The 19,516-nt window shown below is 69.9% G+C and carries 16 protein-coding genes and 1 pseudogene; 7 read left to right on the top strand and 10 right to left on the bottom strand.

Going from position 1 to position 19,516, the window contains the following annotated elements; genetic code table 11:
• Positions 1-11 precede the first annotated feature (11 nt).
• From rbfA to rimP, 6 genes are all read right to left on the bottom strand, one after another.
• Positions 12-461, bottom strand: coding sequence for a 30S ribosome-binding factor RbfA (gene rbfA / locus NRB56_RS31695; RefSeq protein ID WP_153348037.1), 450 nt, complete (start codon positions 459-461; stop codon positions 12-14).
• Positions 462-476: 15 nt separating this feature from the next.
• Entirely contained in the window at positions 477-767 is a 291-nt protein-coding gene (locus NRB56_RS31690; protein ID WP_153348036.1) for a DUF503 domain-containing protein, read from the bottom strand.
• A 69-nt stretch (positions 768-836) separates the two neighbouring features.
• Positions 837-3,932 (bottom strand): translation initiation factor IF-2, encoded by a 3,096-nt coding sequence (gene infB, locus NRB56_RS31685; protein ID WP_319943824.1) that lies wholly within the window; start codon positions 3,930-3,932, stop codon positions 837-839.
• A 113-nt stretch (positions 3,933-4,045) separates the two neighbouring features.
• A complete protein-coding gene (locus tag NRB56_RS31680; RefSeq protein WP_153348035.1) occupies positions 4,046-4,417 on the bottom strand; it encodes a YlxR family protein in 372 nt (123 codons plus the stop codon).
• Positions 4,418-4,470: 53 nt separating this feature from the next.
• Positions 4,471-5,499: a transcription termination factor NusA gene (gene nusA, locus NRB56_RS31675; RefSeq protein WP_153348034.1), complete on the bottom strand. Its 1,029-nt coding sequence runs from the start codon at positions 5,497-5,499 to the stop codon at positions 4,471-4,473.
• The gene (gene rimP, locus NRB56_RS31670) at positions 5,496-6,125 is read right to left on the bottom strand and encodes a ribosome maturation factor RimP (protein WP_153348033.1); all 630 of its coding nucleotides are present in this window, start codon (positions 6,123-6,125) and stop codon (positions 5,496-5,498) included. Before rimP ends, nusA begins: the two co-directional genes overlap by 4 nt.
• 277 nt (positions 6,126-6,402) lie before the next feature.
• Between rimP and NRB56_RS31665 the strand changes: the two genes are divergently transcribed.
• Positions 6,403-6,918: a hypothetical protein gene (locus NRB56_RS31665; RefSeq protein WP_319943823.1), complete on the top strand. Its 516-nt coding sequence runs from the start codon at positions 6,403-6,405 to the stop codon at positions 6,916-6,918.
• A 526-nt stretch (positions 6,919-7,444) separates the two neighbouring features.
• Complete coding sequence (locus NRB56_RS31660; RefSeq protein ID WP_153348032.1) at positions 7,445-7,879, top strand: ferritin-like domain-containing protein; 435 nt, start codon at positions 7,445-7,447, stop codon at positions 7,877-7,879.
• A 632-nt stretch (positions 7,880-8,511) separates the two neighbouring features.
• On the opposite strand, the gene NRB56_RS31655 is transcribed toward NRB56_RS31660, so the two are convergent.
• Entirely contained in the window at positions 8,512-10,269 is a 1,758-nt protein-coding gene (locus NRB56_RS31655) for a proline--tRNA ligase (RefSeq protein WP_319943822.1), read from the bottom strand.
• A 58-nt stretch (positions 10,270-10,327) separates the two neighbouring features.
• On the opposite strand from NRB56_RS31655, the gene yaaA reads away from it, so the two are divergent.
• From yaaA to NRB56_RS31640, 3 genes are all read left to right on the top strand, one after another.
• On the top strand, positions 10,328-11,071 hold the full coding sequence (gene yaaA / locus NRB56_RS31650) for a peroxide stress protein YaaA (protein WP_319943821.1): 744 nt from the start codon (positions 10,328-10,330) through the stop codon (positions 11,069-11,071).
• Between the two features lie 254 nt (positions 11,072-11,325).
• On the top strand, positions 11,326-12,828 hold the full coding sequence (locus NRB56_RS31645; protein WP_319943820.1) for a three-helix bundle dimerization domain-containing protein: 1,503 nt from the start codon (positions 11,326-11,328) through the stop codon (positions 12,826-12,828).
• A 69-nt stretch (positions 12,829-12,897) separates the two neighbouring features.
• The gene (locus NRB56_RS31640; protein WP_153348173.1) at positions 12,898-13,275 is read left to right on the top strand and encodes an ankyrin repeat domain-containing protein; all 378 of its coding nucleotides are present in this window, start codon (positions 12,898-12,900) and stop codon (positions 13,273-13,275) included.
• Positions 13,276-13,430: 155 nt separating this feature from the next.
• On the opposite strand, the pseudogene NRB56_RS40580 reads toward NRB56_RS31640, so the two are convergent.
• The 3 genes and pseudogenes from NRB56_RS40580 to cobA form a co-directional block, all read right to left on the bottom strand.
• Positions 13,431-13,769, bottom strand: a pseudogene (locus tag NRB56_RS40580) (Uma2 family endonuclease); the annotation flags it as partial.
• A 340-nt stretch (positions 13,770-14,109) separates the two neighbouring features.
• Complete coding sequence (locus NRB56_RS31630; protein WP_319943819.1) at positions 14,110-15,597, bottom strand: MFS transporter; 1,488 nt, start codon at positions 15,595-15,597, stop codon at positions 14,110-14,112.
• Positions 15,598-15,664: 67 nt separating this feature from the next.
• Positions 15,665-16,933 (bottom strand): uroporphyrinogen-III C-methyltransferase, encoded by a 1,269-nt coding sequence (gene cobA, locus NRB56_RS31625; RefSeq protein ID WP_319943818.1) that lies wholly within the window; start codon positions 16,931-16,933, stop codon positions 15,665-15,667.
• Positions 16,934-17,243: 310 nt separating this feature from the next.
• Between cobA and NRB56_RS31620 the strand changes: the two genes are divergently transcribed.
• Positions 17,244-18,386 carry a phosphotransferase family protein gene (locus NRB56_RS31620; protein WP_153348028.1) on the top strand — a complete coding sequence of 381 codons (1,143 nt, stop codon included), beginning with the start codon at positions 17,244-17,246 and terminating at the stop codon, positions 18,384-18,386.
• Positions 18,383-19,486 carry a hypothetical protein gene (locus tag NRB56_RS31615; RefSeq protein ID WP_153348027.1) on the top strand — a complete coding sequence of 368 codons (1,104 nt, stop codon included), beginning with the start codon at positions 18,383-18,385 and terminating at the stop codon, positions 19,484-19,486. The genes NRB56_RS31620 and NRB56_RS31615 overlap by 4 nt, the downstream gene beginning before the upstream one ends.
• The last annotated feature ends 30 nt before the right edge of the window (positions 19,487-19,516 follow it).

Here is a 19,516-nt window from a genome sequence, read left to right as displayed (position 1 = left end):
GCTCGCGGCGGTCAGTCGTCATCGTCCTGTTCGTCGTCGGACTTGTAGGGGTCCGCCGCACCGGCAGGAGTGGCGCCCGCCGCGACGCGGGCGACCCGCTCGTCGACTGCTCGGGCGCGCGCCAGCAGTTCCTCCATCTGCCGTGCCGCGTCGGGCACGGTGTCGAGCACGAACGCCAGCGTCGGGGTGAACTTCACCCCGGTCGCCGCGCCCACCGTGGAGCGCAGCACGCCGGTGGCCTTCTTCAGGCCCTCCGCGGCACTCGCGTAGTCCGGCTCGGCGTCGATGGTCTCACCCATCACCGTGTAATAGACGGTGGCTTCCCGCAGGTCACCGGTCACCTTGGCATCTGTGATGGTGACGAAACGCAACCGCGGATCCTTGATCTCGTGCTCGATCGCCGTGCCGACGATCGTCACGATCCGCTTCGCGAGTCGGCGTGCCCTGGCCTGATCCACCATGGCGCATCTCCTCTTCTAATCTTCGGGCCCGAAGATACGGCGGCGCACTGCCAGCAACTGTAACTCCGGACGCGCCGCGACGTGGCGTTCACAGCGGTCGAGCACCTCCGTGAGATGTCCCATCTCGGCACTGACCATCGCGACGCCCAGCAATGCGCGGCGGTATTTGTCGTGTTCCCCGCCCTCGGCCGCGCACACACCGAATCGTTGCAATTCGGCGATCACGGGCCGGATCACGGAGCGCTTCTCCTTCAGCGAATGCACATCGCCGAGTAGGAGGTCGAATTCCAGCGCTCCCACGAACAACGGCTCACCTTCTTCGTGGTACTCGATCCGCCGTCCCGGCGGTCACCGGGACGGCGGATCGGTGCGAACTCAGTCCCGCGGCTTCTCACGAAGCTCGTAGGCCTCGATGATGTCGCCTTCCTTGATGTCGTTGTAGGAAAGCGTGATACCGCACTCGAACCCTTCGCGGACCTCGGTGGCGTCGTCCTTCTCCCGGCGCAGCGACTGGATGGTGGTCTCGGCGACCACCATGTTGTCGCGCAGCAGCCGGGCCTTGGCATTGCGCTTCACCGAACCCGAGGTGATCATGCAGCCGGCGATGTTGCCGAACTTCGACGAGCGGAAGATGGCCCGGATCTCCGCCCGGCCCAGTTCGTGCTCCTCGTAGATCGGCTTGAGCATGCCCTTGAGGGCCTTCTCGACATCGTCGATGGCCTGGTAGATCACCGAGTAGTACCGGATCTCCACACCCTCGCGGTTGGCCAGCTCGGTGGCCTTGCCCTCGGCCCGCACGTTGAACCCGATGATGATCGCGTTCGACGCGGACGCCAGGTTGACGTTGGTCTCGGTGACACCACCGACACCGCGGTCGATGACCCGCAGCCGCACCTCGTCACCCACCTCGATGTCCAGCAGGGCCTGTTCGAGGGCCTCGACCGTACCCGAGTTGTCGCCCTTGAGGATCAGGTTGAGCTCACTGGTCTCCTTCAGCGCGGCATCCAGATCCTCGAGGCTGATCCGCTTGCGGCTGCGCGCGGCCAGCGCGTTGCGCTTGCGCGCATTGCGGCGGTCGGCGATCTGCCGGGCGATCCGGTCCTCCTCGACGACGAGCAGGTTGTCACCGGCTCCGGGCACCGACGTGAAGCCGATGACCTGGACCGGACGCGACGGCAACGCCTCGTTGACGTCGTCGCCGTGCTCGTCGACCATGCGGCGGACGCGGCCGTAGGCATCGCCGGCGACGATCGAGTCGCCGACCCGCAGCGTGCCGCGCTGCACCAGCACGGTGGCCACCGGGCCGCGGCCGCGGTCGAGGTGCGCCTCGATGGCGACACCCTGCGCGTCCTGGTCCGGGTTGGCCCGCAGGTCCAGCGCCGCGTCCGCGGTCAGCACCACGGCCTCGAGCAGCGCGTCGATGTTCGTGCCCTGCTTCGCGGAGATGTCGACGAACATGGTGTCGCCGCCGTACTCCTCGGTGACCAGGCCGTACTCAGTGAGCTGCTGCCGGATCTTGTCCGGGTTCGCACCCTCCTTGTCGATCTTGTTCACCGCCACCACGATCGGCACGTCGGCGGCCTGCGCGTGGTTGATGGCCTCCACCGTCTGCGGCATGACGCCGTCGTCGGCGGCAACCACCAGGATCGCGATATCGGTCGCCTTCGCGCCACGGGCACGCATGGCGGTGAACGCCTCGTGACCCGGGGTGTCGATGAAGGTGATCAACCGCTCGTTGCCGCCCACATCGGCCTGCACCTGGTAGGCGCCGATGTGCTGGGTGATACCGCCGGCCTCCGCCTCGCGGACGTTGGACTTGCGGATGGTGTCCAGCAGTCGGGTCTTGCCGTGGTCGACGTGACCCATGACGGTCACGACCGGCGGACGGACCTGCAGGTCGTCCTCGTCGCCCTCGTCCTCGCCGTAGGTGAGGTCGAAGCTCTCCAGCAGCTCGCGGTCCTCGTCCTCGGGCGAGACGACGTGCACGACGTAGTTCATCTCGCCGCCGAGCAGCTCGAGGGTCTCGTCGTTCACCGACTGGGTCGCGGTGACCATCTCACCGAGGTTGAACAGCGCCTGCACCAGCGCGGCCGGGTTGGCGTTGATCTTCTCGGCGAAGTCCGACAGCGAGGCGCCGCGGGCGAGCCGGATGATCTCGCCGTTGCCGCGCGGCAGCCGCACGCCACCGACGGCGGGCGCCTGCATCGAGTCGTATTCCTGGCGCTTCTGCCGCTTCGACTTGCGGCCCTTGCGGGGCGCGCCACCGGGACGGCCGAAGGCACCCGCGGCACCGCCGCGACCGCCACCGCTACCCGGACGGCCACCGCCGCCACCGCCGCCACCGGGACGGCCGCGGAAACCGCCGCCACCACCGGCACCGGCACCCGCACCGGCCGCGGGCGCACCCTGGCCGCCACCGCCACCGCGGTAGCCGCCACCGCCGCCACCACCCGGACGCGGAGCGCCACCGGGACCGCCGCCCGGACGGGCCGGACGACCCGCTCCGGCGGGGCCGGGACGCGCCGTACGGGACGGCATCGCACCCGGATTCGGGCGCGGCGGCATCGAGCCGGGGCTCGGACGCGGCCCGCCGGGACGCGGCCCACCCTGCGGGCCACCGGGACCCGGACGCGGACCACCCTGGCCCGCACCCGGACGCGGACCACCCTGAGCCGGACCCGGACGGGGACCACCCGGAGCCGGACCGGGACGCGGACCACCCTGAGCCGGACCCGGACGCGGACCACCCTGAGCCGGACCCGGACGGGGACCACCCGGACGCGGCGCGGGCCGCTCGGACCGTTCCGGCCGCTCGGGCGCGGAGCTGAAGGGGTTGTTGCCGACGCGCGGCGGCTTCGGACCGGGCTTCGGACCGGCACCACCCGGACGCGGGCCGTTGCCCTGCGGGGCACCCGGACGCTGCTGCTGACCGGGGCGCGCACCGCCCGGGGCCGGCCGCGGGCCCGACTGCTGCGGAGCGGACTGCTGCGGGGCCGCCGCCGCCGCCTGCTGCGCGGCCGGAGCCGCGGGAGCCTGCTCCGGTGCGGGAACCGGAGCCGGGCGCGCCGCCGGGCCGGGCTTCACGCCGTCCAGACGCGGCGTCTCCACCCGAGCCGCCGGTGCCGCGGGCGCGGCAGCCGCGGCGGCACCGGGCACGGCCGCGGCCGGCTTGGCCTGATTCTGATTCTGGTTAGGCGCGGGCGGGCGCGGACCCGGACGCGGGCCGGGCGTCGGCCCGGAACCCGGCTTACCCGCCGGATGACCTTGATTCTGACCGGGCTTGCCGGAGGACTTGGCGGAGCCGTTGGACTTGGACGCGAACGACTCCCGCAACCGGCGCGCGACGGGTGCTTCCACCGTCGACGACGCCGACTTCACGAACTCGCCCTGCTCCTTGAGCCTTGCGAGTAGTTCTTTACTCGTGACACCGAGTTCTTTTGCCAACTCGTGCACGCGGGCCTTGCCTGCCACTGCTCTCCTCACTGAGAGGTCGAGCGTGGCGCTCGTCCCGGCAGGGGACGGAAAGCCCGCACGACCTCCGATTATCTTCGATGGCCGATCATCGTTGGTACTTCACGGTGTGCTCATGAGTGCTCGTGCCTGTTCTCGAGGTAGTGCTCCAGGGCTGAGATATCCAGTTGTCCGGACACTCGTAGCGCTCTGCCGAACGCTCGGCGCCGCTCTGCTGTGCTCAGACAGACCGATGAGGGGTGCAACCACGCACCCCTGCCGGGAAGTCTGCGCTGCGGATCGGGAACAACCGCGACGACCCCCCCGGAAGACTCCGGGGATGACCACGCCACGACCCGCAACAGATCGGCGGCCAGCTCTCGCCTCCGGCATCCGATGCAGGTCCGAACCGGTCCGGGCCGCCGAGGCGACGCCGTTCCGACCCGCGCCGAGCGCAAAGGAGTCGAAGGCTCGTGCTGAGCCTGCGTCCACTGTACCGCTGCCATGTCCCGATCTCCGCATCCAGCCCTCTGGGAAGTTGCCAACCTGTCGTTCCCGGCTAGCTGCGCTGCACCTCCGAACGGGTCGGACCGTTCACATCCGGGGCCGCGTCGCTGCGGATATCGATCCGCCAGCCGGTCAGCCGAGCCGCCAGCCGCGCATTCTGTCCTTCCTTGCCGATCGCCAGCGAGAGCTGGAAATCGGGCACCACGACCCGTGCGGCCCGAGCCTCCGGGTCGACGATCGTGACGGACACAACCTTGGACGGGCTGAGCGCATTCCCGACGAAGGTCGCCGGGTCGTCCGAGTGATCGATGATATCGATCTTCTCGCCGGCCAGCTCGCTCATCACATTGCGCACCCGCTGGCCCATCGGGCCGATACACGCGCCCTTGGCGTTCACGCCCTGCACGTTGGACCGCACGGCGATCTTGGAGCGATGTCCCGCCTCCCGGGCCACGGCCACGATCTCCACCGAGCCGTCCGCGATCTCCGGGACCTCCAGCGCGAACAGCCGCCGCACCAGATTCGGATGGGTGCGCGACAGGGTGATCTGCGGGCCGCGCGGGCCCCGGGAGACCCCGACGACGTAGCACTTGATCCGGTCGCCGTGCTCGTAGCTCTCGCCGGGCACCTGCTCCGCCGGCGGGATCAGGCCCTCGGTGCCGTTCACCTCGCTGCCGATGCGGACCACCACGGTGCCGCGGGCGTTCATCCGGGCATCGCGCTGCACGACACCGCCGACGATGTCGCCCTCGTGGGTGGCGTACTCGCCGAAGGACTTCTCGTTCTCGGCGTCGCGCAGCCGCTGCAGCACCACCTGCCGCGCGGTGGTGGCCGCGATCCGGCCGAACCCCTCCGGGGTGTCGTCCCATTCGGAGATGATGTTGCCGTCGGCGTCCACCTCCCGCGCCATCACCCGGACCACACCGGACTTCTGGTTGATGTCGATGCGGGCGTTCGGCTGATGCCCCTCGGTGTGCCGGTAGGCCGTCAGCAAAGCCGACTCGATCGCGGAGATCACGGTCTCCATCGAGATTCCCTTGTCGGCGACGATCGCCCGGAGGGCTTCGATTTCGATGTTCATTCCACGATCCCTTCGGTCGGCGCTGCTGCTTCTGCTTCTGGTTGCGGGGCCGGTGTCCCCTCGTCGAGGTCCACCGCCCCGGCACCGGGTTCGGGCCGGCCGGCCGCGACGCCGGTCAGTGCCAGCTCGGCCGGACTCGGTGGCGCGAACTCCACCTGCACCACGGCCCGGTCGATATCGGCCAGCGGCACGGTGACCAGCTCCAATTTTCGTCTGCTCGCCGGTACGAGCGCCACATCGGTCTCGGTGACGGGACCCACCCGCGCCTCGAACCGGGAATCGGTTCCGGCGGGCGCCGCGACGCCGGGACGCAGCGCGACGCGCACCTTGCGGCCGCGGGCGCGCCGCCAGTGCCGCGGCGCCGTCAGCGGGCGGTCGACGCCCGGTGTGGTGACCTCCAGCAGATACGGGGTCTCACCGAAATCCCCGGCGTCGTCGAGAACCGTGGAGATGTCCGAGCTGAGCTCGGCGATCGAGTCCAGGTCCACACCTTCGTCGCTGTCGACGGTCACCTGCAGCCGGGCCGGCCCGGCGGCCACGATCGTCACGCCCTCGAGGTCGAGCCCTCGGCGTTCGACAGGTCCAGCAACGAGCTGGCTCACCCTTTCCTCGGTCGGCATCGGCATGTGGGGCGGCTCCTGGTTCAGTTGTGACGAGGTTGAGTTGTCGGTATCGGTCCTGGTCGCGCTCGGTCGGCGCGCGCGGCGGAGAATTACTCCGCCGAAGATCTAGCGTAACGCGCTGCAAGAGTGTAAAGGACCAGCCGCAGATCACGAGTTTCCGCATCGCTTGCGCGGGCTCACCTGCGGCATCGCCGGGTATCACCGCACCCGGCGTGGCGACGCACGCGTGTCGGACGGACCTCGGCCGCCCGGGGGCGACGAACACTGGCACGATGTACGCGTGCCGATCCCTGTTCCTCCCGTCCGCAGCACCCTGGATCGCCGTGCCGCCCTGCGGCTGGCCGGTAGCGCGGCCGTCGCCGCCACCGCCGCGGGCACCGCCGGCTGCTTCCGCCAGCAGCCGCCGCCGGCGCCGGATCCGCTACTGGCACAAGAACTCTCGGCACGGACCGATGCCCTGTGGGCAAAGGCCGCCGCCACCCTCGCTCCCGATCACACCGCCGCCCTGACGCTGATCGCCACCCAGCGCGGCGACCACGCCGACGCCCTGCGCACCGAGATCGACCGCGCCGCGGGCGTCTACGGCGACGGCACTCGCCCGAGCACCCGCACCCCACCGCCGACCGACGTCCCGGGCCCGCCGACCCCGCCGTCGCTGGCCGCGCTGCGCGACCAGCTGACCCGCTCGCAGCGCTCGGCCGCGGATCTCGCGGTGTCGTTGTCCGGCTTCCGATCCGGTCTGCTCGCGTCCGTGAGCGCCTCGTGCGCCACCCATGTGGCGGTGCTGCTGGGATGAGCGCGCGTCGCCCGCGGTCGGACGCGCACCCCCTCCCGGGACCGCCCGCCCACCCCGAATCACGCCGGCCAGCACACCACCCGCATCCGCCCCGGCCATCCGTCCGGACACCGCCCGGCGATGCCCGGACGCCGGCCTCCGACACCGGGCCGACGCCTGCCGCGGCAGGCCGATCCGCGTCCAGCACACCTCCCCAGCCGACGGCCACCGGCACAAGCCGATCCGTATCCGCCACATCTCCACAACCAGCGGCCGCCGCGGCAAGCCGATCCGCGTCCAGCACACCGCCACAACCGACGGCCACCGCCGCAAGTCGATCCGCGTCCGTCGCACCGCCACAGCCGACGGCCGCCCCCGCCAGCCGATCCGGGTCCGCCACACCGCCACAGCCCACGGCCGCCGCCGCAAGCCGATCCGCCCGCTCCATGGCTCCACAATCGACGGCCGCTGGGGGCCGACGATCCCAGTGGGTGGCGTCGGCCCGGTCCGGCGGGTGCACAGTCCGTAGCTCCCGGAAGGGGACGCCATGACAACGACCGACCAACAGGCGCTCATCGACGCCCTGAACGCCGAATACGCGGCGGTGTTCGCCTATGGCGTCATCGCCGCGTACGCCTCGCCCGAGCGCGTCAAGATCGTTGCCGAATACACGGCCGCGCACCGTGCCCGCCGAGACGCCACCATCGACGCCCTGAAGAGTTCCGGCGCCGCGGTGCCGAGCCCGGCCGCCGCCTACACCACACCGTTCCCGGTGAACGATCCGATCCCGGCCGCCCAATTGGCGAACACGGTCGAGTCCGACACCGCGATCGCCTGGCGCTCGGTCGTGGAGCGCACGAGCGATACCGACGCCCGACGTACGGCCCTCGCGGCCCTCACCGAATGCGCCGTCCGCCAAGCCACTTGGCAGGCGATCCTCGGCATCAACCCGCCGACCGTCTCCTTCCCCGGCCAACCCTGAGCGCCTGACCACCGTTGGGCCGAGCGCAGGACCTGTCTCCGCCACCTGCACCCCGGTTGGGGACAGTTGATCGATGCCACCATGTAGCCGCGCCGATCGGTCACACTCCGACACCGGCAGCGCAGTCATCGCCGCTTGCAACTCCCCCGCGCTATCCGGTCTGTGCCGGTAGTCGCCAAGCGCAGGGTGGCCGCCGAGAGCATGATCCTGCGATTCACCCGTCGCGGTAGAGGCTCGATCTCGACGGCAACGTGCGGTAGAGGACACGGCAATGTGCGGCAGACGACTCAGTGGCGGTGAATGTTCCGCGGCGCTCTCTGCGATTCTATGGTGCTCTGGGCGCTTTCGAACGGTTCCCGGGGTGCCGGCTCCTGTTGGCGGCCCGAGAAATCATGCCTGAATGCGCATATTCCTTTGTGACCATCGGGTCAATGCGAGTGAGGCGGTGTGGGATTGCGACGGCCGGACGGAGCCGGATGGAAGCGAGCGCGCGGCACGCGCATTGCTCCCCGACCTGCGCTCGTCGAGCGCAAGCGTTCAAGCGCCAGCCTGGCCAGCGGTTCAAGCGCCAGCCCGGCCAGCCGGTCAAGCGCGAGCCGTTCCAGGCGTTCGCAGTTCAAGCGTTCAGCGGTTCAGGCGCGGGCCTTGGCGACGACTGCGGAGACTGCATCGGTGGCCGGGATCTCGTCGCTGGTGCCGGCGAAGCGGTCGCGGAGTTCGATCTTGCCGTCGGCCCAGCCGCGGCCGACGATGACGATCAGCGGCATGCCGAGCAATTCGGCGTCCTTGAACTTGACGCCCGGGGAGGCGGTGCGGTCGTCGAGGAGGACCTCGAGTCCGGCGGCGTTCAGTTCGGCGGCGACCTGTTCGGCGCCCGCGCGGGCGGCGTCGTCCTTGTTGGCGATGACGACGTGGACGTCGTAGGGAGCGACCGATCGTGGCCAGCGCAGGCCCTTCTCGTCGTGCATCTGCTCGGCGAGCACCGCCACCATGCGGGATACGCCGACCCCGTAGGAGCCCATGACCAAGCGGACCGGCTTGCCGTTCTCGCCGAGCACATCGACCTCGAAGGCATCGGTGTACTTGTAGCCGAGCTGGAAGATGTGGCCGATCTCGATGCCGCGCGCGGCCGCGAGGGTGCCGCGGCCGTCGGGCGACGGGTCGCCGTCGCGGACCTCGGCGGCCTCGATGGTGCCGTCGGGGGTAAAGTCGCGACCGGCGACCAGGCCCACCACATGCTTGCCGGGGGCATCGGCACCGGTGATCCAGGCGCTGCCGGAGACCACGCGCGGGTCGACCAGGTAGCGAATCCCGTTGTCCAGCAAGCCCTTCGGGCCGATGTACCCCTTCACCAGGAAGGGGTTGGCCGTGAAGTCCGCCTCGGTCAGCAGTTCGACCTCGGCGGGCTCGACTGCGGCGCCGAGCCGCTTGTCGTCGACCTCGCGATCACCGGGAACGCCGATGCCGAGGATCTCGGTCTTGCCGTCCGGGTAGCGCAGTTTCACCATCACGTTCTTGAGGGTGTCGGCCGCGGTGACCGGGCGGCCCAGCACCTGATCGATCCCGGCCGCGTTGGCCCAGTCCACCAGGGTCGCGATCGTCGGGGCGTCCGGGGTGTCGTGCACCTGCGCGGCCGCCTGGCCCTCGATCGGGATCGCGGGCGGGGCGGGCGTCACCACCGCCTCGACGTTCGCGGCGTAGCCCGACTCCCGGCAGATCACGTAGGTGTCCTCACCGACCGGGCTGTCGGCGAGGAACTCCTCCGACGCGCTGCCGCCCATCGCGCCCGAGGTGGCCGCGACGATGACGTAGCTGACGCCGAGCCGTTCGAAGATCCGCTGGTACGCCTCGCGGTGGGCGTTGTAGCTGGCCTTCAGGCCGTCCTCGTCGAGATCGAAGGAGTACGAGTCCTTCATGATGAACTCGCGGCCGCGCAGGATGCCCGCCCGCGGCCGGCCCTCGTCGCGATACTTGGTCTGGATCTGATAGAGCGTGACCGGCAGGTCCTTGTACGAGCTGTACTCGCCCTTCACGGTGAGCGCGAACAGCTCCTCGTGGGTGGGGCCGAGCAGATAGTCCTGTCCCTTGCGGTCCTTCAACCGGAACAGGCCGTCGCCGTATTCGGTCCACCGGTTGGTGGTCTCGTACGGTTCGCGCGGCAGCAGCGCCGGCAGCGAGATCTCCTGGGCGCCGATGCCGTTCATTTCCTCCCGGACCACGTTCTCGACCCGGCGCAGCACTCGCAGGCCCAGCGGCAGCCACGAATAGACCCCCGGCGCGATGCGGCGGACGTAGCCGGCACGCACGAGAAGTTTGTGGCTGGGCACCTCGGCATCTGCGGGGTCGTCACGCAGCGTGCGCAGGAACAAGTGGGACAGGCGGGTGATCACGGATGCACAGAGTAGCCCGTGCCCCGGCGATATCCACAAGGCATTACCGTATCGCCTCGTGCTGGTGCTGCTGCCTCCTTCCGAAACCAAGTCCGACGGCGGGGCGTCGGGTCCCCTGGACCTGACGACCCTGTCGTTGCCGCAGCTCAACGAGGTGCGCGCCCGGCTGGTCACCGAGCTGGAACAGCTGGCCGGTCGCCCGGACGCCGCCGCCCACGCGCTGGGGCTCGGCAAGGGGGGCGACGCCGAGCTGGCCCGCAACGCGACACTGCGCAGCTCGGCCACCCGGCCCGCCCTGGAGCGGTACACCGGCGTGCTCTACGACGCGCTCGACGTCGGCTCGCTCACCAAAGCGCAGCGCGCGAAGGCGTATGCCCGGCTGGCGATCGGCTCCGCCCTGTTCGGGGCGGTGCGAGCGGCCGACCCGATCCCGGCCTACCGGCTGTCGGGCGGCTCGAAGCTGCCCGGATTGCCGACGCTGGCCGCACTGTGGAAACCCGTTCTGGCACAGGCCTTGCGGGAGGAGGCCGCCGACGAGCTGGTGGTGGACCTGCGCTCGGGTACCTATCAGCAGCTGGGCCGGGTGCCGGGGGCCGTCACGGCGACCGTCGTCACCGAACGGCCCGACGGCAAACGCAGTGTGGTGAGCCATTTCAACAAGCACCACAAGGGTCTGCTGGCGCGGGCCCTGGTGTGCACGCGCAGCGAGCCGGCCGATATCGCCGCGGTGGCACGGGTGGCCGGAAAGGCCGGGCTGCGTACCGAGATCACTTCTCCCACCGAGCTGTTGGTCTTCACCTGATCCGGTGCCGAGATGAATTCCCGGTGCCCTCGGCGATAATCGTAATCGAATTCCGCACGACCGCCCGGCGTCGGAATACGGAGGCGGTGATCTCGAAAAGCCCGTAGCCACAGCATTATTGATGCGGAGTCTGTTCGGGATATATTGCAGTTCCTGGGAACACCCGCAGGCGTCCCGTAATGTTGGCGCGGCGCGGTGCAATTGCGGCGCATCTCAATGTGTGACCGTCGTCGATGATTGTCGAGGAGCTTGGCGTGGGTGTCGAAGCCACGGGAGACCACGGAGCCGGTGCCGAGGAGACGGGCGGCGGCTCGGTCGCGACGGTCGTGACGGCCGAATCGCGCACTGCCACAGCGGTTGCCGAGAAAGCCGCCCGTGAAGAGAAAGCGATAAAGGATCTGACCGGGCGCCTGGTCCAGGCGTACACCGACACCTACTCCGCGGAGCGGGTGGAGAGCGCGGTCGCGGCCGCGCGGCGCCGCTTCGACGGCCACACCGTGCGCGACTTCGTGCCCATCCTGATCGAGCGGATCGTGCGCCGCGAGCTCGACGGCAGCCCCGACGAACCGGACACGGAAATCGTTGCGGCCCAGCCCGTTACGTACGCGCCCGCACCCTCGCCGATCGAGCGCCTGCGCGCGCTGGTGGCGCCGCCGTGGACGGCCCGCAAGCTCGCGATCCCGCTGGCCGCCCTGATCGTGATCGTCATCGCGGTGGCGGTCGGCATCGGCGGTGGCGGCGGTGGTGGTGGCGGCACGACCGCTCCGGCCGCGGCCGCCGAGCAGGTGCTCGTGCACGGGATCGTGGGCTCGGAGAAGATGGGCTTCTTCGACGATCCGCGCGTCAAGGATGCCTTGGCCCGCAACGGGATACGCATCCAAGCCGACGCCGCCGGCTCGCGTCAGATCGCCACCTCGGTGGATCTGGACAAGTACGATTTCGCCTTCCCGTCGAGCACCCCGGCCGCCGAACGCATTCTGCGGCAACGGAATATCACCACGAAGTACACGCCGTTCTCGTCGCCGATGGCGATCGCGACCTTCGCCCCGATCGTCGACCTGCTGACCCGGGCCGGTGTGGTGAAGCCCGGACCGGTGCCGACGTTCGACATGAACCGGTATCTGGACCTGACCCAGCACGGCACCCAATGGGATCAACTGCCGGGCAATACCGAATATCCGGTGAACAAGAGCCTGCTGATCGGCACCACCGATCCGCGCACGTCGAATTCCGCGGCGATGTATCTGGCCGTCGCGGGATATGTGGCCAACGACAACACGATCGTGCGCGGGCAGACCGCCGAGGATTTCGTGCTCGGCAAGGTCGCGCGGTTGTTCACCAAGCAGGGATACACGGAGAACAGCAGTGAGGGCCCCTTCGCCGAATACCTGCAGGGCGGCATCGGCCCGGCCCCGATGGTGTGGATCTACGAGGCCCAGTTCGTCGAGGCCGGCGTGCAGGGCAAGCTGAAGCCCGATATGCAGTTGCTCTACCCGGGCCCGACCGTGCTCTCGCGGCACACCGTGGTGCCGCTGACCCCGGCCGGTGACCGCATCGGGCGGCTGCTGTCGACCGATCCGGAACTGCAGCGGCTGGCGTCCGAACACGGCTACCGCACCGACAACTCGACCCAGTTCACGAAGACCGCCACCGATCACGTGATCCCCGTGGCGAGCGATATCGCGAACGTGGTCGACCCGCCGGCGTACGACACGCTGGAATACCTGCTCGACGGTGTGGCGAAGTCCTACAACTGACCGTCCGGATGCGCTACCGCGCATCCGGCCCGGCCACGTGGTAGTAGTGGCCTGGTGGAGACCGAAGGCATGGATCCGGAACTGGTCGAACTGGCGTCGAAGGTGTTCGGCCTGGCCCGCGCGGGCGACGCGGCCGCGCTCGCCGAATACGTGGACGCCGGGGTGCCGGTGAACCTGACCAACGACCGGGGCGACACCCTGCTCATGCTGGCCGCCTACCACGGCCACACGGATGCGGTGCGGGCGCTGCTGGACCGCGGCGCCGATCCCAACCTCGGTAACGATCACGGCCAGACCCCCGCCGCCGGAGCGGTGTTCAAGGGCGAGGACGAGATCCTGCGGGCGCTGCTGGCGGCAGGTGCGGATCCCGGCGCCGGTTCCCCCTCCGCGCGGGACGCCGCGATGATCTTCGGCAAGACCGAGTACCTGCAACTGTTCGGCAACTGATCCGGCTCGGCCGCCGCGCCGCCGTGAACCCGAGTTGTCAAGGTGGTGTGGACGGGATACGGAACCGTGGTGGACAGCACCGCGGCATGTACCGCCACCGGTGACGGCCGGTACTCCCCCGACTCGTGATCGAGCCAGAACTCGTGGACGAGCGGCCATCCGGCGCAACAACATTCGACCCGCCAGTAGTGCCCGATGCCGGCCGCCGCGTACAGCGCCGGCTTGCGGTACCAGACGTCGGTCCCACCACGGCCCGGCGCGATCTCGACCACCAACGCCACCGCCGCGGGCGGAATCGGTTCGGCCACATAGAGATCCGCCCTCGTCTGGTCGACGACCAGCACATCGGGGCGCACCGGATTGCGGTCGTCGATACCCACACACTGATCGGCGAGCACCGCGTACGGAGCTCGCCGCGCCCGGCCCAACGTCGCGAGCAACTCGCCCCGAACCTGCGTGCGCCAACGATCTTCCCCATCACGGACGACCAGCATCCCATCGGTCAGATCCCAGTCGAACGGTAGCGGCCGATCCCGTAACTCTCGATAGCGCCAGCCCCGCGGCGGCAACTGCGGCCGATGAATCATCGCGACACCCCCTCGATCGCCCGATTTCTGCTACCGCCACGCTAATCCGCGTGCACGCCCCGCGCAGCAATCGATCGGCAGCCGCACCCCTTCCGCGACAGGCGCACCCCTTCCGTCGCCACCGCACCCTCGGTGGACAGCTACTTCGCCGGCCCGCGACGCCCCTCAGCCGACCTCCGCAACCCCGCTCGCCCCTCGGCCGACAGCCACAACCACGCTCGGCCGTCGGCCGCACGCGCGGCACGGGTCAGGTCTGCTGCGCCTCTTCCTGCGCGTGCTGGGCCTCGGCGAGCTGACCCGGGGTGTAGCGAATGGTGAGCACGATGAGGATGAAGACCACCGACAGTACCGCGCAGATGAACAGCACCAGCGTGTAACCGCTGCTCAGCGCCGAGATCTCGCTCGTGGTCAGGGTTCCGGTGGTGCTGCGGCGCCCACCGAGGGACAGTGTGCGCGACAGGGCGATCGGGCTGAACATGCCGACCGCGATCGGGCCGCCCAGGCTCAGCGCCATCTGGCCGATCGCGGTGAGCGGGCCGACATTGCTCGGCGGCACCCCCACCAGCAGGCACAGCGGAATCAGCACGATCATCACGCCGACGCCGAAACCGATCACCATGAGCAGCGACACCAGCGTCGGTGAGTAGTCGACGTACTGGTCGAGCGTGGAGCCGAACAGCAGCCCCGCCGCGAGGACCACGCCGGCCGCGGACAGCAGCCAGCGCGGCCGGAACATCAGTGCGAGTTTCGTGGCGATCGCGCTGCCGATACCGACCCCCAGCGTGAACGGAATGGCCGCCACGCCGGCGATCAGCGGGCTGAAACCGAGCACGTTCTGCAGGAATTGCGCGACGTAGAAGGTCATCGCGCCCATCCCGCCACCGGCGAGCAGCAGCGCGAGCAGTGTCGCCACCCGGTCCCGGCTGCCGAACAGCGACCACGGCAGCAGCGGATTGCCGGCGTAGCGCTCGGAGAGGATGAACGCGATCAGCAGCAGCAGACCCACCGACGCGGAGCCGAGGATGACCGGGTTGTGCCAGCCCAGATCCGGTCCCTCGGTGGCGCCGAAGACGATGCCGACACAACCCAGGGTGCCGAGCACGGCACCGCGCGCGTCGAGGGCCAGCCGATGGTGTTCGGTATCACGGAGGTAGAGGACGGCGCCGATCGCGATCAGCAGGCCGATCGGCACGTTGATCCAGAAGATCCAGCGCCAGCTGAACTGGGTGAGCGCACCACCGACGACCAGACCGCCGATCGAACCGACCCCGGCCATCGAGCCGAAGATCGCGATCGCCTTGTTGCGCACCGGGCCCGGTTCGAAGGTACTGGCCACCAGGGCCATGGCGGTCGGCGCCGCGATCGCCGCCCCCGCGCCCTGCAGCGCGCGGGCCCCGATCAGCATCCAGTCCGTCTGGGCGGTACCGCACAGCGCGGACGCGATCGTGAACAGCCCGACGCCGAGGATCAGCATCCGTTTGCGGCCGAAGGAGTCACCGAGCCTGCCGCCGAGCAGCATCAGCCCGGCGTACGGGAGGCCGTAGGCGGTCACCGTCCACGCGCTCGCCGAGCTGGACAGGCCCAGCTGCTCCTGCAAACGCGGAATCGCGAAGATGACGACGGTGCCGTCGAGGATCACCATCAGCTGGAGGCCGCTGAGTACCAGGATGGGCAGTCCGAAGGCGCGGTTCGTCACCGGGTACTGCGTCGTCGTCGCCGCGGGGTTGTCCAGCACAGTGAGTCACTGTAACCGATGCCCAGGAGCGGCCCGCACGGTCGCGGAGCCCGGTGCGGCCCGGCTATTACCGGGCTCCCGAGGTCGAGGGCTCGGGCCGGGCGGCCCCGGCCGCGAACCCGGCGGTCGGGCCGATGACCACGATCGCCGGGGGCCGGATGCCCTCCGCACGGACCCGTTCGGCAACCGTGCCGAGTTCCGCGCGCAGCACCCGTTCGGTCCGCAGGCTGCCCTCCTGGACCACCGTCACCGGGGTGTCGGACGGGCGCCCGCCGGTGATCAGGGCGGTGGCGAACTGTTCGATGCGTTCCACCGCCATCAGCAGCACGATCGTGCCACGCAACCGGGCGAGCGCGGGCCAGTCGACCAGGGAGTCCGGGTGGTCGGGCGCGACGTGCCCGGACACCACCACGAACTCGTGGGTGACGCCGCGATGGGTCACCGGGATACCGGCGAGGGCGGGAACCGAGATGGCGCTCGTCACACCCGGAACCACCGTCACCGGGATGCCCGCCGCCACGCACGCCTCCAATTCCTCGTAGCCCCGGCCGAACACGTACGGGTCGCCGCCCTTGAGCCGCACGACGAACTTGCCGGCCCTGGCCCCCTCGACCAGGGTGGCGTTGATGGCCTCCTGGGCCATCGCGCGGCCGTAGGGGATCTTGGCCGCGTCGACCACCTCGACGTCGGGACCCAGTTCGGCGAGCAGTTCCGGGGGCGCGAGGCGATCGGCGACCACCAGATCGGCGCGGGCCAGCAACCGCCGGCCGCGGACGGTGATCAGATCGGGGTCGCCGGGACCGCCGCCGACCAGCGCCACACCCGGCGCGACCGGCTCCGAGTCGCCGGTCACAACCCCGGACTGCAACGCCTCGAGCAGGGCCGTGCGCACGGCGGCCGACCGGCGATGGCGGCCGCCGGCGAGCACGCCGAGGGTCATGCCGTCGTAGCGGGCCGTGGCGGGGGTGACGGCGGTGCCGAGGCGGGCGATGTCGGCGCGGACACAGAAGATACGGCGCGCGGTGGCCTCGGCGACGATGGCGGCGTTGGTGTCCGGCTCGTCGGTGCAGGCGATCGCGTACCACGCGCCGTCCAGATCGCCGTCGGCGTAGTCGCGCAATTCGGCGGTGATCTGCCCGGCGGCGGCCATGCCCTCGACCGCCGGGGTGACCGCGCGGCTGATCACGTGCACGTCCGCACCGGCGGCGATGAGCAGCGGCAGCCTACGTTGCGCGACGCTGCCGCCGCCCACGACGATGACCCGGCGCCCGGCGAGATCTATCCCGACCAGGTAATTCGGGTCTCCTGCATGCTGGTCGTCTGGTGTGTTCGGCACGAACAGCGAGATTACGGCGTCCCGCGGCCTCGGCCGCACGCAGCGTGCGCTCCACCCGAACCGCACCGTTCCGGCGATCCGGGCGAGCGCCCCGAATACCACAGGAACACGTTGCAGATGCCGGTAATGCGCCGACCTGACCGGTCACCGGACAAGGGCCGAATCCGCCGCCGATTTCGCCGCGCCGCGCTGATGAAACACGTTACATTCCTTCCACCGCGTCGCCCGGGCTGTCGACCCTCGCCCGAGGCCGCGCGGAGCATGCCGCACGGTACGGCGTGCCGAGCGTTTCCGGCGTCGAGGAGGACATATGTCGGCCGAATCCGATCCAGAATTCGAAACCCGGCGGCAGTTGACCACCAGCGAACGCGATCTCGACGATCTCGCCGAGCGACTCACCGGCTGGCTGGCGCACCGGATCACCGCCGACACCGCACCCGTGATCACGGAGGTGACCCGCCCCCAGTCCAGCGGCCTGTCCAGCACCTCGGTGTTGTTCCGGGCGTCGTGGCAGCGCGACGGCCGCACCGAGACCGCTTCGTACGTCGCGCGACTCGCCCCGGAGTCCGGATCGTTCCCGGTGTTCCGGCACTACGATCTGGCCGCACAGTACTCGGTGATGGCGGCGGTCGGAGCGCGTTCCGACGTACCGGTGCCGCCGCTGTGCTGGCTGGAGACCGACGAATCCGTGCTCGGCACACCGTTTTTCGTGATGGGCCGGGTGGACGGCCGGATCCCCGAGGACAATCCGCCCTACGTGTTCATCGGCTGGCTGTTCGACGCGACGGCCGCGGAGCGAGCTCGGCTGGCCCACAACACCATCGACATCATCGCCCGGTTGCACGCCATCCCCGATCCCGCAGCCGCCTTCCCCGCGCTCACCGCCGCCGGGAGCGGGCTGCGCGCCCATGTCGACGCCACCCGGGACTGGTACGACTGGGCCCTGGCCGCGGACGGCTACCGAATCCCGTTGCTGGAACGGGCATTCGACTGGCTGGAACAACACTGGCCGGCCGATCCGGGACCGGACGTGCTGAGCTGGGGCGACTCCCGGCCCGGCAACATCATCTTCGACGGCTGGGATCCGATCGCGGTCCTGGACTGGGAGATGGCCGCGATCGGGCCACGCGAGCTGGACGTGGCGTGGCTGATCTTCATCCACCGGTTCTTCCAGGACATCGCCACCGGTTTCGGCCAGCCCGGCCTGGCCGACTTCCTGCGCCGCGCCGACGTCGTCGATCGGTACGCGGAAATCACCGGACACACCTTGCGGGACATGGACTTCCATCTGGTCTACGCCGCGCTGCGGCACGGCGTGGTGATGGCCAGGATCAAGCGCCGGATGATCCATTTCGGCGAGGACACCGACACCCCCGACCGCGACGACTACATCATGCACCGGGCCGCGCTCGAGGCGCTGCTCGACGGCACCTACGAATGGGATCGACCATGAACGCTCCTGTCCCCCTGGACGAATACCCCATCCACCAGACCCCGCTGTCGCTGGCCCGCGTCGCCAGCAGTGACCGGAACTTCTACGACCGCAGCTACTTCAACGCCCACGACCGCGCCGGCGGCACCATGCTGATCACCGGATTCGGCGTCTATCCCAATCTGGGTGTGCGGGACGCCTACGCCGCGGTCCGCCGGGGCGACACCCAGCACGCGGTCCGGTTCTCCGACGCGCTCACCACGCGTGGCCTGGAGCAGCGGGTCGGCGGCTACCGCATCGAGGTGCTGGAACCGTTGCAGCGCATCCGGATCGTCTGCGAGCACGAGGATCTCGGCTTCGACCTGACCTGGACCGGGTCCTTCCCGGCGGTGCAGGAACAGCCGCACCTCATCCTCAACGGCGCCCGGCCGATCATCGAGGCCAGCCGGTTCGCGCAACTCGGCACCTGGTCCGGCACCCTGTCGGTGGCGGGCACCGACCTGACAGTGACCCCGGATGTGTGGCTCGGCAGCCGCGACCGCTCATGGGGTATCCGGCCGGTGGGCGAGGCGGAACCGGCGGGACGCGCGGCCGACGAGCCGGCCGGCGGATTCTGGTGGCTGTACGTGCCGCTGCGGTTCGAGGATTTCGCGATCGTCGTTATCGTGCAGGAGAATCCGGACGGTTTCCGCACCCTCAACGATGCCGTGCGGATCTGGCCGGACGGCCGGATCGAGCAACTGGGCTGGCCCCGCGTACACATCGAATACCGTTCCGGCACCAGGATTCCGGTGGCGGCGCGGCTCGACCTGACCGCGGCCGACGGCAAGCCGCTGGAACTGGAGATTCGCCCGCACACCTGCACCGCGCTGCACATCGGCTGCGGTTACGGTGGCGATCCGGACTGGACGCACGGCCAGTGGAAGGGCCGGGACTGGTCGCTGAGCAGTACCTACGACCTCACCGATCCGGCCGTCGCGGGCCGGGTGCCGTGGGGCGTGATCGACCATGTGGCCCAGGCCCGTTGCGGCGATGCCGAGGGCTGGGGCCTGTTCGAGCACGCCAGCGTCGGCCGCCACGACCCCACCGGTTTCGCGGACTGGATGTCGGTGGCGCCCTGAGCGCCCGCACCCGGCCCGCCGGAGCTGTCG

This window comes from Nocardia aurantia, assembly GCF_009604425.1.
Taxonomy (GTDB): Bacteria; Actinomycetota; Actinomycetes; order Mycobacteriales; family Mycobacteriaceae; genus Nocardia; species Nocardia aurantia.
Note: the sequence above shows the minus strand (reverse complement) of the source record. Positions and strands in the feature narration are given on the sequence as shown.

Excerpts from the sequence above, each read along its gene's own strand:
- NRB56_RS31680 (WP_153348035.1), bottom strand. The coding sequence starts at position 4,417 with ATGGCAGCGGTACAGTGGACGCAGGCTCAGCACGAGCCTTCGACTCCT.
- NRB56_RS31620 (WP_153348028.1), top strand. The coding sequence starts at position 17,244 with ATGTCGGCCGAATCCGATCCAGAATTCGAAACCCGGCGGCAGTTGACC.
- NRB56_RS31660 (WP_153348032.1), top strand. The coding sequence starts at position 7,445 with ATGACAACGACCGACCAACAGGCGCTCATCGACGCCCTGAACGCCGAA.
- NRB56_RS31615 (WP_153348027.1), top strand. The coding sequence starts at position 18,383 with ATGAACGCTCCTGTCCCCCTGGACGAATACCCCATCCACCAGACCCCG.
- rimP (WP_153348033.1), bottom strand. The coding sequence starts at position 6,125 with ATGCCGATGCCGACCGAGGAAAGGGTGAGCCAGCTCGTTGCTGGACCT.
- rbfA (WP_153348037.1), bottom strand. The coding sequence starts at position 461 with ATGGTGGATCAGGCCAGGGCACGCCGACTCGCGAAGCGGATCGTGACG.
- nusA (WP_153348034.1), bottom strand. The coding sequence starts at position 5,499 with ATGAACATCGAAATCGAAGCCCTCCGGGCGATCGTCGCCGACAAGGGA.
- NRB56_RS31640 (WP_153348173.1), top strand. The coding sequence starts at position 12,898 with ATGGATCCGGAACTGGTCGAACTGGCGTCGAAGGTGTTCGGCCTGGCC.